We start from the raw sequence: 14,994 nt of genomic DNA on the forward strand, positions 1-14,994 counted from the left end.
GTGGTGAATGTTGCATAAAGTGGACGCTTTTGTTCCATTCACCCAACACATCATCAAACGAAAGAGAGGCAGCAGTGAATGAAAGCAACTGGAATTGTACGCCGCATCGATGATCTAGGTAGAGTGGTTATTCCGAAGGAGATTCGCAGAACATTGCGCATCCGGGAAGGAGATCCGCTTGAGATTTTCGTCGACCGCGATGGAGAAGTGATTTTGAAGAAATATTCGCCGATTAGTGAGCTAGGAGACTTTGCGAAGGAATATGCTGATGCATTATTCGACAGTTTGGGTCATTCCATCCTGATCTGTGATCGAGATACGTATATTGCTGTATCCGGCAGTTCGAAAAAAGAGTACTTAAACAAATCCATCAGTGATTTACTTGAACGAACAATGGACCAGCGTAATTCTGTATTAGAAGAAAGCAAAAAAGAAATTCAACTTGTCGATGGTATTGATGATGACGTATCTGCTTATACCATTGCACCTATTGTTGCAAACGGAGATCCGATTGGCGCCGTCGTCTTATTTTCTAAAGAGCGTTCAATGGGAGAAGTGGAGCATAAAGCGGCAGAAACGGCAGCTGGCTTCTTAGCCCGTCAAATGGAACATTAGGTCTAATAATTCTATATCATATAGATAAAACGAAAGAATGCCGATGAAATCATTTGATTTTGTCGGCGTTTTTTATATGGGATGAAACAAAACGAGGAATGTGCCGTCTACTTTTTAGAAAGAAACGGCTTTTCATTCACGTATGATATAATGAGTGCGTTTAACTGTAGATCTATTTTTAAAGGAGTCATCCATGAAAAATGCTGTGAATCAGCCGCATTGGCTTTTCCAGGGTGCGGTGATTTTGACCATCGCAGGCTTGTTATCAAAGGTACTAAGTGCCGTTTATCGTGTTCCGTTCCAGAACATCGTAGGGGACACAGGGTTTTATATTTATCAGCAAGTGTATCCCTTCCTTGGCATTGCCATCATGCTTGGCACCACAGGGTTTCCTGTCATGGTGTCCAAGCTTCTGAGTGAGCATGGGGAAGAGAATCGAAGGATCATTACAAGGGTATCCTTGGTCTATATCACTTTACTGAGCTTGGTCTTATTTCTTTGTCTTTACATAGGAGCAGGCAGAATTGCGAGCCTTATGGCGGACAGTCAATTAATCCTGCTCATCCAAATGAGTGCTTTCGTGTTTTTATTTCTTCCGCTTACCGTGATGCTGAGGGGAGTTTTTCAGAGTGACGGTATGATGCTTCCAACGGCTATTTCTCAATTGGTGGAGCAACTCATCAGGGTAGGCGTCCTGCTTGTTTTATCCTTCTATTTCGTGAGGCGCGGCTATTCGCTTTATGAAACAGGGGCGGGTGCGGTCTTCTCCTCCATAGCGGGGAGTGCGGCCTCGCTTATACTACTTCTTTTTCTTTGGCTGACATACCGAAAACAGCCTGCTGCAAGTATGACAAGCAAACAGGCGACACTTCGGAAAAAGGATGTTTTGAAGAGTTTGGTGCTGTATACATTCACGATTTGTGTCAGCGGACTGCTCATTTTATGGATGCAAATGGTTGATGCCTTTCATCTGTATGCGTTGCTGTGCAGTGAGGGTCTGAGTGAAGCCGCGGCAAAAGCGGCAAAAGGTGTGTATGACCGAGGACAGCCGTTCTTACAGCTAGGGACGGTGTTTGCCATTAGCATCGGAACCTCTCTTGTGCCATTTTTATCGGCGGCCATGAGGAATGGAGAGCATGAAGCGATAAGGCAAAAAGTGCATACATCGTTTAAGACCACGTCGGTTTTAGGGATTGGTTCAGCAGTTGGGCTGATTTGTATTCTAGCGTCAGTCAATACCATGCTTTTTCGTAATGACTTAGGCACCGATGCGCTGCAAATATTCTGTATTTCCATCGCATTTACATCGATTGCGATTACGCAAGCATCTTTACTTCAAGGGCTCGGGCATACTGTGTATCCGGCTGTTGTGGTGATTCTCAGTGTGCTGGTGAAATGGATACTAACGCTTGCACTTGTCCCGCTATTTGGCATCTACGGTGCCGCATGGTCAACCGTATGTGGTTTTCTCGCTGCGGCTCTGCTCAATGCCGTTTATTTGAGGCATAAAGGATGGATTTCGTTGAGAGAGCTGTTCCCAGTGAAAATTCTTTTATCGGCTGCTTTCATGGCCATTGTCTTAATAGGGTATCAGGCACTGTTTTCTTGGGTCATTCCCTTTGAAAAACGTCCTTTTTTCGTTTTAGAGAGCCTGACGTCAGTTTTTATTGGTGGTTTCGCCTTTTTATATAGTATTCTTAAGCTAGAAGTATTTACGGACAAGGAATGGAGACTCATTCCATTAGGAGAAAAGATTTTATATTTTAAACAGATGAGAGGGAATCGAAATGGCAGGTAAGATTACCGTTGTCGGTCTCGGGGCAGGCGACATGGATCAGCTGACGCTCGGTGTATACAAGCAGCTGAAGCAGGCGAAAGAAGTATTTATGAGAACGCAGGATCATCCGCTTACCGCAGAGTTGATGCAGGAGGTCTCATCGCTGACCTTTTTTGATGAGATTTATGAAAAGCACGATCAGTTTGATTCGGTATATCAGGAAATCACTGAAATTTTATTTACAGAGGCTGCGGAAAAGGATATTGTGTACGCAGTACCAGGACACCCATTTGTCGCAGAAAAGACCGTCCAGCTATTAGTTTCTCAGCAGCAAGAGCGCGGGATTGAGGTGTCTGTTGCTGGTGGACAAAGCTTTTTGGATGCGACGTTTAACTCCTTGCAGATTGACCCAATCGAGGGATTACAATTCGTTGATGCAGGAGATATGAGAGCGGACGATCTGAAATTGACCCAGCATGTCCTCATTTGTCAGGTATATGATCAGCTGACCGCTTCGAATGTGAAACTCACGCTGATGGAAAAGCTTCCTGACGATTATGAAGTCTATATTGTGACTGCGGCTGGAAGCAGTCAGGAACAGATTACTGCCGTTCCTTTATTTGAACTTGATCGAGATGTGTCGATAAATAACTTAACGAGTGTTTATGTACCTCCGATTCAAGATGAAAAGCTGCTTTATCAACAATTTGACACTTTCCGTGACGTCATACGTACATTAAGAGGTCCGGGCGGCTGTCCATGGGATCAAAAACAAACCAATGAGTCACTTAAACCATATTTAATTGAAGAATGCTATGAACTGCTTGAAGCGATCGATGAAGATGATCCAGACCATATGGTGGAAGAGCTCGGAGATGTGCTGCTGCAGGTGTTACTTCACGCCCAAATTGGTGAAGATGACGGCTTTTTCTCAATTGATGACGTCATCCAGCATGTCACAGAAAAAATGATTCGTAGACATCCCCATGTGTTTGGTGACACAAATGTTTCTGAAGCAGCAGATGTGGTCGCCAACTGGGAAAAAATCAAGCAGCAGGAGAAGCCGGAGCGGGCAGCCTCCATTTTGCAATCCATCCCGGCGACGCTTCCAGCACTAACAAAGGCATATAAGCTCCAAAAGAAAGCCGCCAAAGTAGGCTTTGATTGGACAGATGTGAAAGATATTTGGAACAAATACGAAGAAGAGAAGCAGGAATTTCTCGTTGAAGTGGCAGAGAAGCCGGACGAAAGTGCAACGAAGCAGATGAAAGATGAATTTGGAGATCTTTTGTTTGTTCTCGTCAACATTGGAAGGTTCTATCAGCTAGAGCCTGAAACGGCACTCGCTTCCGCCAACACAAAATTCATGCGTCGCTTTCTGCATATCGAACAAAAAGCAAAGGACATGGGACGTTCATTAGAGGACTTAACGCTAGAGGAAATGGACGATCTATGGAACGATGCCAAACGTATAGAAAGAGGTGAGCATACATGAGACTAGATAAATTTTTAAAAGTGTCCCGTTTAATTAAAAGAAGAACATTGGCAAAAGAAGTAGCTGATCAAGGCAGAATTTCTATTAACGGCACACAGGCGAAAGCTAGCTCTGACGTGAAAGAAGGAGACGAGCTTCAAATCCGTTTTGGTCAAAAACTTGTGACGGTTCAAGTCAACGAGTTAAAGGACACGACGAAAAAAGAAGAAGCCGCTGGCATGTATACTGTGCTAAAAGAAGAAAAAACAGCAGAATAGGGCTTGTTCTAAATGATCCTCCTGTCACATACAATGCAGTAACAATGCAAGTATGAGATATGGGGGATGTATAAATGAATCAATATTATAATCAACCTCAAGGCACGAAGCTGTCATCAGAAGCGGAGCACAATATCACAATGCGAAACAGAAAGCATTTAGATATTACCGGCGTCAAACAGGTGGAAAGCTTTGATAATGAAGAATTTCTGCTTGAGACAGTCATGGGGATTCTCGCTATCCGTGGAGAAAATCTGCAAATGAAAAACCTAGACGTCGAAAAAGGTGTTGTGTCGATTAAAGGACGTGTCTTTGACTTAATTTATGTAGATGAGCAGCACGGGGAGAAAGCTAAAGGGTTTTTTAGCAAGCTGTTTAAATGACGCTGACAGTCCAGTTTTATACGATGCTTTCGATGGTAGCGATGGGCATCTGGCTGGGCGCATCGCTTGATACGTACAAGCTGTTTGTGAATCGGGAAAAGACAGCAAAATGGCTTTTGGTCATACACGATCTCCTTTTTTGGCTGGTACAGGGCCTCTTATTCTTTTATGTCCTGCTGCTGACAAATGAAGGAGAATTCAGGCTTTATATCTTTCTAGCCGTTGCACTAGGTTTTTCGATGTATCAGGCATTGATGAAACAGCTGTATATGAACATTCTCAAGTTTATGATGATGTGTGTGTATCAGACCGCTCTCGTCCTTAAACGGCTGGTTATGTCCATCGTCTTCCAGCCAATCCGCTGGCTGCTGACCTTAATCATAAGTGCTATTATGTTCTTGCTCCACTTGCTCTTACGTCTTGTTCATTTTACGTTTCGGCTCGTGTGGAAGGTGCTGTCGATTGTTTGTTATCCGCTCATCTGGTTACTCAATGTGACCATTATTCATCGGATTCCCGAAAAATGGCGAACATCAATGAGATTGTTTTTCTCAAAAGGAGCAGGAATTTTACAAGGCACCAAGAAATTATCTGGTACCATCAAAACGAAATGGAAACAATTCTGGACAAAGTAAGAGAGGAGGCCTTCAACCTTGAATAAGAGAAAAAGAAATATCGCACAAATTCAAAATGATTACCAAAAACAAATGGAACAGCAAGCACAGCGCTTAAAACGCAAACGCCGTGGACTCCTTAGAAGGCTTACCGTGTTTGGTGTGATTGTGCTCATGTTTGCTGTCTTGGTGACAAGTGCCCTCTGGTCGCAATCGTCCTCATTAAAGGAAAAAGAAGAGAAGAAGGTTGCGCTTGAAAAAGAATTGAAGCAATTACAAACAAAGCAGGAAGATATTTCTGATGAAATTAAAAAGCTGAAAAGCAAAGAATACGTACTCGAACTGGCACGACGAGACTATTATATGTCCAAAAAAGGCGAAAAAATCTTTGATGTGGGCAATAAGAGCGATTAGCCTTGTTGACACTTAAAATTCAGTTTATGTATAATTGAACAAATGAGATTTTTTTATAAGTCTAAGGAGGAGCACTTTTTTTATGTCGATTGAAGTTGGCAGCAAGTTACAAGGGAAAGTTACGGGCATTACAAATTTTGGAGCTTTTGTGGAGTTGCCAGGCGGTTCAACTGGTCTCGTTCATATCAGTGAGGTAGCCGATAACTATGTAAAAGATATTAATGAGCATTTAAAAGTCGGTGAACAAGTTGAAGTGAAAGTGATTAACGTTGAAAAAGACGGTAAAATCGGCTTGTCCATTAAAAAAGCAAAAGATCGTCCTCAACAACAACAATCAAGACCGAGCAGAAATGATTTCCGTCCGAAGGAATCGTTTGAGCAAAAAATGAACAAATTCTTAAAAGATAGTGAAGACCGCTTAACATCTTTAAAACGTAACACGGAATCAAAACGTGGGGGACGCGGAGCAAGAAGAGGTTAACTTGTTGCTGCTTTCTATATATCTTTCACAACAAAGCACCTGCTGTCCGCAGGTGCTTTTTTTCTTGATCCATACGACATTTTTTGAGATTTCGTCATTTAATTTAAAACTTTCTATTGACGGACAAGCGATTCCTTTGTATTATAGATCTTGTGCTTCTTAGCGCATTTTTATTATGGCGGTGTAGCTCAGCTGGCTAGAGCGTACGGTTCATACCCGTGAGGTCGGGGGTTCGATCCCCTCCGCCGCTATCCTTTTTAGTAGAACATAAAAGCAAGGCCCGTTGGTCAAGCGGTTAAGACACCGCCCTTTCACGGCGGTAACACGGGTTCGAATCCCGTACGGGTCATCTTCAAAACAGCTTTCTTTAGGAAGGCTGTTTTTTTGTGTCTTCGTAAAATTCTGATGAAAGACATCGACTTTCATGAAAGTATGCCTCTTTGACGAATAAAGCGTCGAACGTTTTATGGAAACGACAACTTCTTTTGACAAAATTTCTTTTTCACCTTCGCTATAATGACAAGCAACGAATATCAGGTGGGGGATGAAAAGATGGAAAAACTAGAAAGAAGAACTGATTTAACAGGAGCGGGGTTTGAAAGAATCAGTGCAGGGTTAAAAAAGATGAAAAACCTGTTTCTTCATCACACGCATTCTCTTTTTTTCTATAAAGGGTTTATTTATGTTGTTCTTGGTTTTTTATTAGGACGAGCCTTTATTTTATCTGAAATTATGCCGTTTGCTCTGCCTTTCTTTGGCTCCATGCTGCTTATCAAAAGAGATAAGGCCATGCTTGCTTGTCTCGCTTTACTCGCTGGAGCCATGACGATATCACCTCAAAACGCATTGTTTGTGTTTGCGTCGTTAATCGTGTTTCTCCTTATGTCCAAGGTGGTTTCTTTCATCATCAAAGACCCAGTGAAAACATTGCCGGTTGTCATTGTGCTGTCGATGCTGATCACCCGAGGAGCATTTGTTTACCTAGAGCAAGGTGCTGTGCAAAGCTACGATTACGTCATGGCGGGTGTTGAAGCAGGACTTGCCTTCATTTTGACACTGATTTTCCTTCAAAGCCTGCCGATTTTTACAGTCAGGAAAATCAAACACTCCTTAAAGGTTGAAGAAATTATTTGCTTTATGATTTTAATTGCCTCAGTTTTAACAGGTCTGGCTGGCATCACATTTCAAGGGATGCAGGCAGAGCATATTTTGTCACGTTATGTAGTGCTGAGCTTTGCTTTTATTGGAGGAGCCAGTATTGGTTGTACGGTGGGTGTCGTGACAGGATTAATTCTCGGTCTCGCTAACATCGGAAACCTTTATCAGATGAGTCTTCTTGCCTTTTCAGGCTTATTAGGGGGACTGCTGAAAGAGGGGAAGAAAGCAGGCGCAGCCATTGGCTTAATTGTGGGTTCCTTACTTATTTCCCTATACGGAGAAGGATCAGCAGGTCTCGTGACCACGCTGTATGAATCACTTATTGCAGTTGCGCTCTTCTTACTCACGCCACAATCAGTGACCTCTAAGGTAGCGAAATATATTCCTGGTACGGTAGAGCATGTACAGGAACAGCAGCAATACGCCCGGAAAGTACGAGATGTGACAGCAAAAAAGGTAGACCAATTTTCTAATGTATTTCATGCGCTGTCTGAGAGTTTTGCGACATTTTACGAATCCATTCCTGAAGAAAAGAAGCAGGAAGAGGATGTAGATCTTTTTTTAAGTACGATCACAGAACGATCCTGTCAAACGTGCTATAAGAAAAATAAATGCTGGGTGCAGAACTTTGATACAACCTATGAACTGATGAAACAAGTTATGCATGAATCTGATGAAAAAACCTACGAGCATAACCGGAAATTGAAGAAGAAATTTAGCCAGCACTGCTCAAAATCAAAACATGTCGAGGAATTGATTGAAGAGGAGATCGCTTACTATAAAGCCAACCAGACCCTGAAGAAAAAGGTCCAAGACAGCAGACGACTTGTAGCCGAACAGCTGATGGGGGTCTCACAAGTGATGGAGGATTTTTCCCGGGAAATAAAACGAGAAAGAGAACAGCATTTTATTCAAGAAGAGCAGATGATAGAAGCACTTCAGCACTTTGGGATTGAAATTCAGCAAGTAGAAATTTATAGCTTGGAGCAGGGGAATGTCGATATTGAAATGAGAATCCCATATTGCCAAGGACATGGTGAATGTGAAAAAATCATCGCTCCCATGCTCTCAGATATTTTAGAAGAACAGATTTTAGTCAAAGCAGAGCAGTGTGCAGAGCACCCAACAGGCTATTGCCACGTTGTATTTGGCTCTGCAAAATCATATCGAGTGGCTACAGGCGTAGCGCATGCAGCGAAAGGCGGAGGGTTAGTGTCTGGGGATAGCTACAGCATGATGGAGCTGGGTGCGGGCAAATATGCCGCAGCTATTAGTGATGGAATGGGCAATGGAGCAAGGGCTCATTTTGAAAGCAATGAAACGATTAAGCTGTTAGAAAAAATATTGGCGTCAGGTATCAATGAAAAAGTGGCAATCAAAACCATTAATAGTATTTTATCTTTACGAACGACGGATGAAATCTATTCTACATTAGATTTATCAATTATTGATTTACAGGATGCGAGCTGTAAGTTCCTCAAGATTGGTTCAACACCCAGCTTTATTAAACGGGGTGATCAGGTGATGAAGGTACAAGCGAGCAACTTACCGATTGGGATTATTGATGAATTTGAAGTGGAGGTAGTGAGTGAACAGATGAAGGCAGGAGATCTGCTGATTATGATGAGTGATGGCATTTTCGAAGGACCAAAGCATATTGAAAATCATGATCTGTGGGTGAAGCGCAAAATGAAAAGCTTTAAAACAGAAGATCCGCAAGAGATTGCTGATTTATTAATGGAAGAGGTCATTCGAACAAGAGCGGGTCAAATTGACGACGATATGACGGTTGTTGTCATCAGGCTTGATCACAACACACCAAAATGGGCATCCATTCCGACTGGTACATTCTATCTTGAGAAACAAGAGATTTCTTAAAATATCGTATAATATGAATTTCTTCTGGCGATGATGGGGATATAAAGCATTCAGTTACGATCCCAGGAGGAATGAAGATGCGAAAAGGTCACGTAAACCAAATCTTATTGATTACAGATGGCTGCTCAAATCACGGGGAAGATCCACTTGCGATTGCCTCATTGGCAAAAGAACAAGGGATTACAGTCAATGTCATTGGCATTATGGAGGAAAACAGACACGATCATGAAGCGATGAAAGAAGTCGAGGGGATTGCCCTCGCAGGCGGAGGCATCCATCAGGTTGTCTACGTCCAGCAGTTATCTCAAACGGTACAAATGGTCACAAAAAAAGCGATGACACAAACCTTACAAGGTGTTGTGAATAAAGAATTGCAGCAAATACTTGGCAAAGACACTGAAATTGAAGAGCTTCCGCCTGATAAGCGTGGGGAAGTGATGGAAGTAGTCGATGAGTTAGGAGAGACGGTTCATCTTCAAGTACTTGTGCTTGTTGATACAAGTGCAAGTATGAAACCGAAGCTGCCGACCGTTAAAGAAGCACTCATCGATCTCTCTATTAGTTTAAATTCAAGAATTGGTGAAAATCAGTTTGGGATGTGTATATTTCCCGGGAAAAACTCAGATGCTGAAATTGTGTTGAATTGGACGCCTCGATTCGATTCGTTATCATCTATTTTCCCGAAACTGACCACGGGAGGAATTACTCCAACTGGACCAGCGCTTCGAGAAGCACTCCAGCATTTCAAATCAGTTCGTTCGCGTAAAGGGCTGCTTGAAGCAAAGGAAGAGCATGATAATGAATTCGGCTTCTAACATTCCGTTAGGCACGTTGATTCAAGGAAAATGGCATCACCATCATTACCGCATTGTAAAAGAGCTGGGAAAAGGGGCGAACGGTATTGTCTATCTAGCCGAATCGCCAAATGGTCAAGTAGCCCTTAAAGTGAGTGATGACAGTATGCTCATTGCATCTGAAGTCAATGTATTAAAATCCTTTTCTAAGGCTCCTGTGAAAACCATGGGGCCTTCTTTTTATGATATGGATGATGCGATTTATCCCGGTATGCTTCAAAAGCGTTCCTTTTATGTGATGGAGTATGTCAGAGGCCCGTTACTGCTTGAATTTGTAAAACAAAAAGGTGATGAGTGGATCGTCGTTTTAATGGTTCAGCTTTTATCTAACCTGGCTCATTTACATCAGGAAGGCTGGATTTTTGGTGACTTGAAGCCAGATAATCTCATCGTGTCAGGTCCCCCAGCCGCGATCCGGTGCATTGATGTAGGAGGAACGACAAAAGCAGGCAGGGCGATCAAGGAGTATACAGAGTTTTTTGATCGAGGCTATTGGGGATTCGGCACAAGAAAGGCAGAGCCATCCTATGATCTGTTTGCCTTAAGTATGGTGATGGTGAATTGTGCGTATAAGAAAGAATTCAAAAAAGGAGCAGAACCGGAAAAGCAGCTTTACAGAGCGATTGAAGGACATCCTTTATTAAAGCGTTATGAAAGGGTGTTAAAGGCTGCTCTACAAGGTAAATATCAATCAGCGGCGGCTATGAAGAGTGCGATGCTGAAAGAAGGACAGCTGATCGCTTCAAGAAAAGCGAGTCAAAAGAAGCAGCAGCAAAAAAACGGGCAAAAGCCCGCTGTTCAACAAAATCAACAGGTGACTTCACGATCGAGAGTTGCAGCAGCAAAAAGAACACCAGTACGCAAAAAATCAGGCGGGCTTTTTGAAACTGTTCTGATCGTTTGCAGTGTACTTGCTCTTTACTGTGCATATGTGGTTTTGTTCCTGCTATAGACCTGTAAAAAAGCAGGCTTCATCTTTGCTTGGAGCTACTGAAAGTGATAGGATATGTATATCTTTAAATTACCTGCTCTTTGTGAGGAGGAAGTTGTGAATAGAATTGAATCATTTTTGAAAAAACATGATGTTTACCTTGAAAATACGACAGTCATTGTCGGGGTTTCTGGCGGACCAGATTCCATGCTTTTACTGCACGAACTAAACAAACGTCGAAAAGGTTCCTATCAGCTGATTGCAGCCCATGTAGATCACATGTTCAGAGGAGAAGAATCCTTAGCTGATTTGGCATTTGTTGAGGCTTACTGCAAGGAGCAAGAGATTCCTTTTGAATCGGCCCGCATACAGGTCACCCAATATGCAAAAGAAAACCGCTTAAACAAACAGGCAGCTGCAAGGGAGTGCAGATATGCTTTCTTTCGTCAATTGATGGAGCAATACAACGCTCAATTTATAGCGCTTGCACATCATGGAGACGACCAAGTAGAAACAATGATGATGAGGCTTGCGAGAGGGACTGTTGGAATAGGACTCGCCGGTATCCAAGCAAAACGTCCTTTTCAAGATGGATGGCTGATTCGGCCGCTCATTGGATATTCCAAGGACGACGTGCTGACAGCTTGTGAAAAAGAACATATTCCCTATGTCATTGATCAAAGCAATCACACTGATGACTACTTGAGAAACCGGATAAGAAGACACATTCTTCCCGTGTTAAAAGAAGAGGCACCTCATGTACATGAAAGCTTTCAGTTTGTAAGTGACATGCTGACTGAGGATGAGCAATACTTGCAGGCATTAACAAAGGAACAAATGAACCAAGTGATAACGAATCAATCGCCTAAGCAAATTAAGATCAAAACGAAGCCTTTGCTTGACCTGCCTTTGCCTTTACAAAGAAGAGGCATTCAACTAATATTAAACTATCTTTATGAAAACACTCAATCAGCGTTTTCAAACCAGCATATTCTAGGGACTTTGGACTGGTTATCTCATACCGAACAACCGTCTGGATCATTAGATTTGCCAAAAGGTTTACAAGCTGTCAAGTCTTATGATTACTGTATGTTTACCTTTGAACGATCGCTTGTACTAGACCAGTCTTATGCTCTTCACTTAAAGGGTGAGCTTGGAGAGGAGCTTATCCTTCCGAATGGGCAGTCTATCGTGGTATCAAATCATGTTCCGAAGGATGCACGGAACGGAAACCATTTTTTCTTGCTTCAAAAAGATCATGTTCGTCTCCCTTTGATCATTCGCTCACGAAAAAATGGTGATCGAATCAAACTTAAAGGGATGAATGGATCAAAAAAGGTGAAGGATATATTTATTGATAAAAAAGTGCCTCTTGCAGAAAGAGACAGCTGGCCGATCGTCACTGACTCGGATCATCAAATCATCTGGATCCCAGGTCTGAAAAAATCCGTTTTTGAAGAAATTGATATGACAAACAGCGATCTCATTGTATTACAATATAGACAGCATGAAAATTTGTAGGGGGCAAGCAAAAGCATGAAACAAGATATTGAAAAGGTTTTGATCTCAGAAGAAGAGATCCAGCAAAAAGTGAAGGAACTGGGTGCAACATTAACCAGCGATTATGATGGTAAATTTCCCCTGGCTATTGGTGTTTTGAAAGGGGCTCTTCCATTCATGGCAGACCTGATCAAACACATTGATACATATTTAGAACTTGATTTTATGGATGTATCTAGCTACGGAAAATCTACCGTATCTTCAGGAGAAGTAAAGATCATTAAGGATCTTGATACTTCTGTTGAAGGAAGAGATATTTTAATTATGGAAGATATCATCGACAGTGGGTTAACTTTGAGCTATCTGGTAGAGCTTTTCCGATACCGTAAAGCAAACTCCATAAAAATTGTGACATTGCTTGATAAACCAAGCGGTCGTAAAGCAGACATCAAAGCAGATTATGTTGGGTTTGAAGTGCCAGATGCATTTGTTGTCGGCTATGGATTGGATTTCGCTGAACGTTACCGAAACCTCCCGTATATTGGAGTGTTAAAACCATCTGTTTACGAAGGCTAATCAGCATACGTATACATGAGGTTATTGGTTGTATTGGAATGATTTTCTATGATACTATTGAACATAGTTGTGCTTACTGTGGGAGGAGGTAAGGAATGAATCGGGTTTTTCGTAATACGATTTTTTATATACTTATTTTATTACTTGTGATAGGGGTAGTCAGTTGGTTAGGATCCCCTAATCAAAAGCCTGAGAACATGTCTTACAGCAAATTTTCGCAAAATCTAAGTGCGGGAAAAGTGGAGAGTATCTCCATTCAGCCTGTAAGAGGGGTTTATGAAATTCGTGGTCAATTAGATGGCGCGAAGAAAGATCAATACTTCATTACCCATGTTCCAGATGGTCAAGGTGTTGACCAGATTTACAGTGCACTGAAGAATACAGATGTAAAAGTAGAACCAGCACCTGAAACAAATGGATGGCTGCAAGTTCTGACAACCATCATTCCGTTTATCATCATCTTTATCCTGTTCTTCTTCTTATTGAACCAAGCTCAGGGCGGTGGAAGCCGTGTGATGAACTTTGGTAAGAGTAAGGCGAAGCTTTACACAGAAGAGAAGAAACGTGTGAAATTTAAAGATGTTGCCGGTGCAGATGAAGAAAAGCAAGAGCTTGTAGAAGTGGTTGAATTCCTAAAGGACCCACGGAAATTTGCGGAGCTTGGCGCAAGAATACCTAAAGGGGTTTTACTAGTAGGGCCTCCAGGTACAGGTAAAACTTTGCTTGCGAGAGCATCTGCAGGAGAAGCAGGCGTTCCTTTCTTCAGCATCAGTGGTTCTGACTTCGTCGAGATGTTCGTCGGTGTCGGTGCATCACGTGTACGTGATTTATTCGAAAATGCGAAAAAGAATGCACCTTGCTTAATCTTTATTGATGAGATTGATGCAGTGGGTCGTCAGCGTGGAGCCGGTCTTGGCGGTGGTCATGACGAGCGTGAACAAACGCTTAACCAGCTTCTTGTTGAAATGGATGGTTTTAGTGCGAACGAAGGTATTATTATCATTGCTGCGACGAACCGTGCAGATATCCTAGATCCTGCATTGCTGCGTCCGGGACGTTTTGACCGTCAAATTACGGTTGACCGACCAGATGTCATTGGCCGTGAAGAAGTACTGAAGGTTCATGCGAAAAACAAACCGCTTGATGATACAGTGAACTTGAAAGCCATTGCAAGCAGAACACCTGGGTTCTCTGGAGCAGATCTTGAGAACTTACTAAACGAAGCAGCGCTAGTTGCTGCCCGTCATAACAAAAAGAAAATCGATATGCGTGATATCGACGAAGCGACTGACCGTGTCATCGCTGGACCGGCGAAGAAAAGCCGCGTCATTTCGAAGAAAGAACGTAATATCGTGGCTTACCATGAAGCAGGTCATACTGTGATTGGACTTATCCTAGACGAAGCGGACATGGTGCATAAAGTAACGATCGTTCCTCGTGGTCAGGCAGGCGGATATGCGGTCATGCTTCCAAGAGAAGACCGTTATTTCCAAACGAAGCCAGAGCTTCTTGATAAAATTGTCGGCTTGCTCGGCGGTCGTGTTGCAGAGGAAATTACGTTTGGTGAAGTAAGCACAGGCGCTCACAACGACTTCCAGCGTGCAACAGGCATTGCAAGAAAAATGGTTACTGAGTTCGGTATGTCTGATAAGCTTGGTCCGCTTCAGTTCGGTCAAGCACAAGGTGGTCAAGTGTTCCTAGGCCGTGACTTTAACAACGAGCCGAATTATAGTGAAGCCATTGCTTACGAGATTGACCAAGAAATTCAGCGTTTCATCAAGGACAGCTACGAACGTGCGAAACAAATTCTCACTGAGAACAAAGATAAGCTAGAAATTATCGCACAAGCCCTTCTAGAAGTTGAAACATTAGATGCTGAGCAAATTAAATCTCTTTACGAAACTGGAAAGCTTCCAGAGCGTATATACGCAGATGACGAAGAGAAAAACGATGATGTGAAAGTGAACATCAAGAAAAAAGAAGAAGATGAGGAGATCTAATCTCCTTCTATGAAAGCTGCCGGGATCACCGGCAGCTTTTTTTTCGATTCATGAATGGATC

Annotated in this window: 13 protein-coding genes, 2 tRNA genes and 1 pseudogene; all 16 read left to right on the plus strand. The window is 42.6% G+C overall.

The window, feature by feature from the left end:
- Positions 1-78 precede the first annotated feature (78 nt).
- The 16 genes and pseudogenes from spoVT (at position 79) to ftsH (ending at position 14,933) form a co-directional block, all read left to right on the plus strand.
- Positions 79-615, plus strand: a complete 537-nt coding sequence (gene spoVT / locus MHH26_RS17610) for a stage V sporulation protein T (protein ID WP_003217990.1) — start codon at positions 79-81, stop codon at positions 613-615.
- 193 nt (positions 616-808) lie between these two features.
- A complete protein-coding gene (locus tag MHH26_RS17615; protein WP_340974242.1) occupies positions 809-2,413 on the plus strand; it encodes a putative polysaccharide biosynthesis protein in 1,605 nt (534 codons plus the stop codon).
- Positions 2,403-3,887 (plus strand): nucleoside triphosphate pyrophosphohydrolase, encoded by a 1,485-nt coding sequence (mazG, locus tag MHH26_RS17620; RefSeq protein ID WP_334750974.1) that lies wholly within the window; start codon positions 2,403-2,405, stop codon positions 3,885-3,887. Before MHH26_RS17615 ends, mazG begins: the two co-directional genes overlap by 11 nt.
- A complete protein-coding gene (locus tag MHH26_RS17625) occupies positions 3,884-4,144 on the plus strand; it encodes an RNA-binding S4 domain-containing protein (protein WP_008341839.1) in 261 nt (86 codons plus the stop codon). The genes mazG and MHH26_RS17625 overlap by 4 nt, the downstream gene beginning before the upstream one ends.
- Before the next feature lie 74 nt (positions 4,145-4,218).
- Complete coding sequence (gene yabP / locus MHH26_RS17630) at positions 4,219-4,527, plus strand: sporulation protein YabP (protein ID WP_003217974.1); 309 nt, start codon at positions 4,219-4,221, stop codon at positions 4,525-4,527.
- Positions 4,524-5,162, plus strand: a complete 639-nt coding sequence (yabQ, locus tag MHH26_RS17635) for a spore cortex biosynthesis protein YabQ (RefSeq protein WP_060595359.1) — start codon at positions 4,524-4,526, stop codon at positions 5,160-5,162. Before yabP ends, yabQ begins: the two co-directional genes overlap by 4 nt.
- Before the next feature lie 18 nt (positions 5,163-5,180).
- On the plus strand, positions 5,181-5,555 hold the full coding sequence (locus MHH26_RS17640; RefSeq protein ID WP_003217952.1) for an FtsB family cell division protein: 375 nt from the start codon (positions 5,181-5,183) through the stop codon (positions 5,553-5,555).
- Between the two features lie 82 nt (positions 5,556-5,637).
- Positions 5,638-6,036, plus strand: a complete 399-nt coding sequence (locus MHH26_RS17645; RefSeq protein WP_003217901.1) for a S1 domain-containing RNA-binding protein — start codon at positions 5,638-5,640, stop codon at positions 6,034-6,036.
- A 177-nt stretch (positions 6,037-6,213) separates the two neighbouring features.
- Positions 6,214-6,287, plus strand: a tRNA-Met gene (locus MHH26_RS17650).
- A gap of 26 nt (positions 6,288-6,313) precedes the next feature.
- Positions 6,314-6,385 (plus strand) — tRNA-Glu (locus tag MHH26_RS17655).
- Between the two features lie 203 nt (positions 6,386-6,588).
- A complete protein-coding gene (gene spoIIE / locus MHH26_RS17660) occupies positions 6,589-9,072 on the plus strand; it encodes a stage II sporulation protein E (protein ID WP_034665738.1) in 2,484 nt (827 codons plus the stop codon).
- Between the two features lie 77 nt (positions 9,073-9,149).
- On the plus strand, positions 9,150-9,887 hold the full coding sequence (locus MHH26_RS17665; RefSeq protein WP_034665741.1) for a vWA domain-containing protein: 738 nt from the start codon (positions 9,150-9,152) through the stop codon (positions 9,885-9,887).
- Entirely contained in the window at positions 9,871-10,878 is a 1,008-nt protein-coding gene (locus tag MHH26_RS17670; RefSeq protein WP_340974244.1) for a protein kinase domain-containing protein, read from the plus strand. Before MHH26_RS17665 ends, MHH26_RS17670 begins: the two co-directional genes overlap by 17 nt.
- 96 nt (positions 10,879-10,974) lie before the next feature.
- Positions 10,975-12,397: pseudogene (gene tilS, locus MHH26_RS17675) on the plus strand (tRNA lysidine(34) synthetase TilS).
- Entirely contained in the window at positions 12,394-12,933 is a 540-nt protein-coding gene (hpt, locus tag MHH26_RS17680; RefSeq protein WP_003217950.1) for a hypoxanthine phosphoribosyltransferase, read from the plus strand. Before tilS ends, hpt begins: the two are co-directional and overlap by 4 nt.
- Before the next feature lie 95 nt (positions 12,934-13,028).
- Positions 13,029-14,933, plus strand: a complete 1,905-nt coding sequence (gene ftsH / locus MHH26_RS17685) for an ATP-dependent zinc metalloprotease FtsH (RefSeq protein ID WP_034665747.1) — start codon at positions 13,029-13,031, stop codon at positions 14,931-14,933.
- The last annotated feature ends 61 nt before the right edge of the window (positions 14,934-14,994 follow it).

The sequence above is a fragment of the Bacillus sp. FSL K6-2839 genome (assembly GCF_038003365.1).
GTDB lineage: Bacteria > Bacillota > Bacilli > Bacillales > Bacillaceae > Bacillus.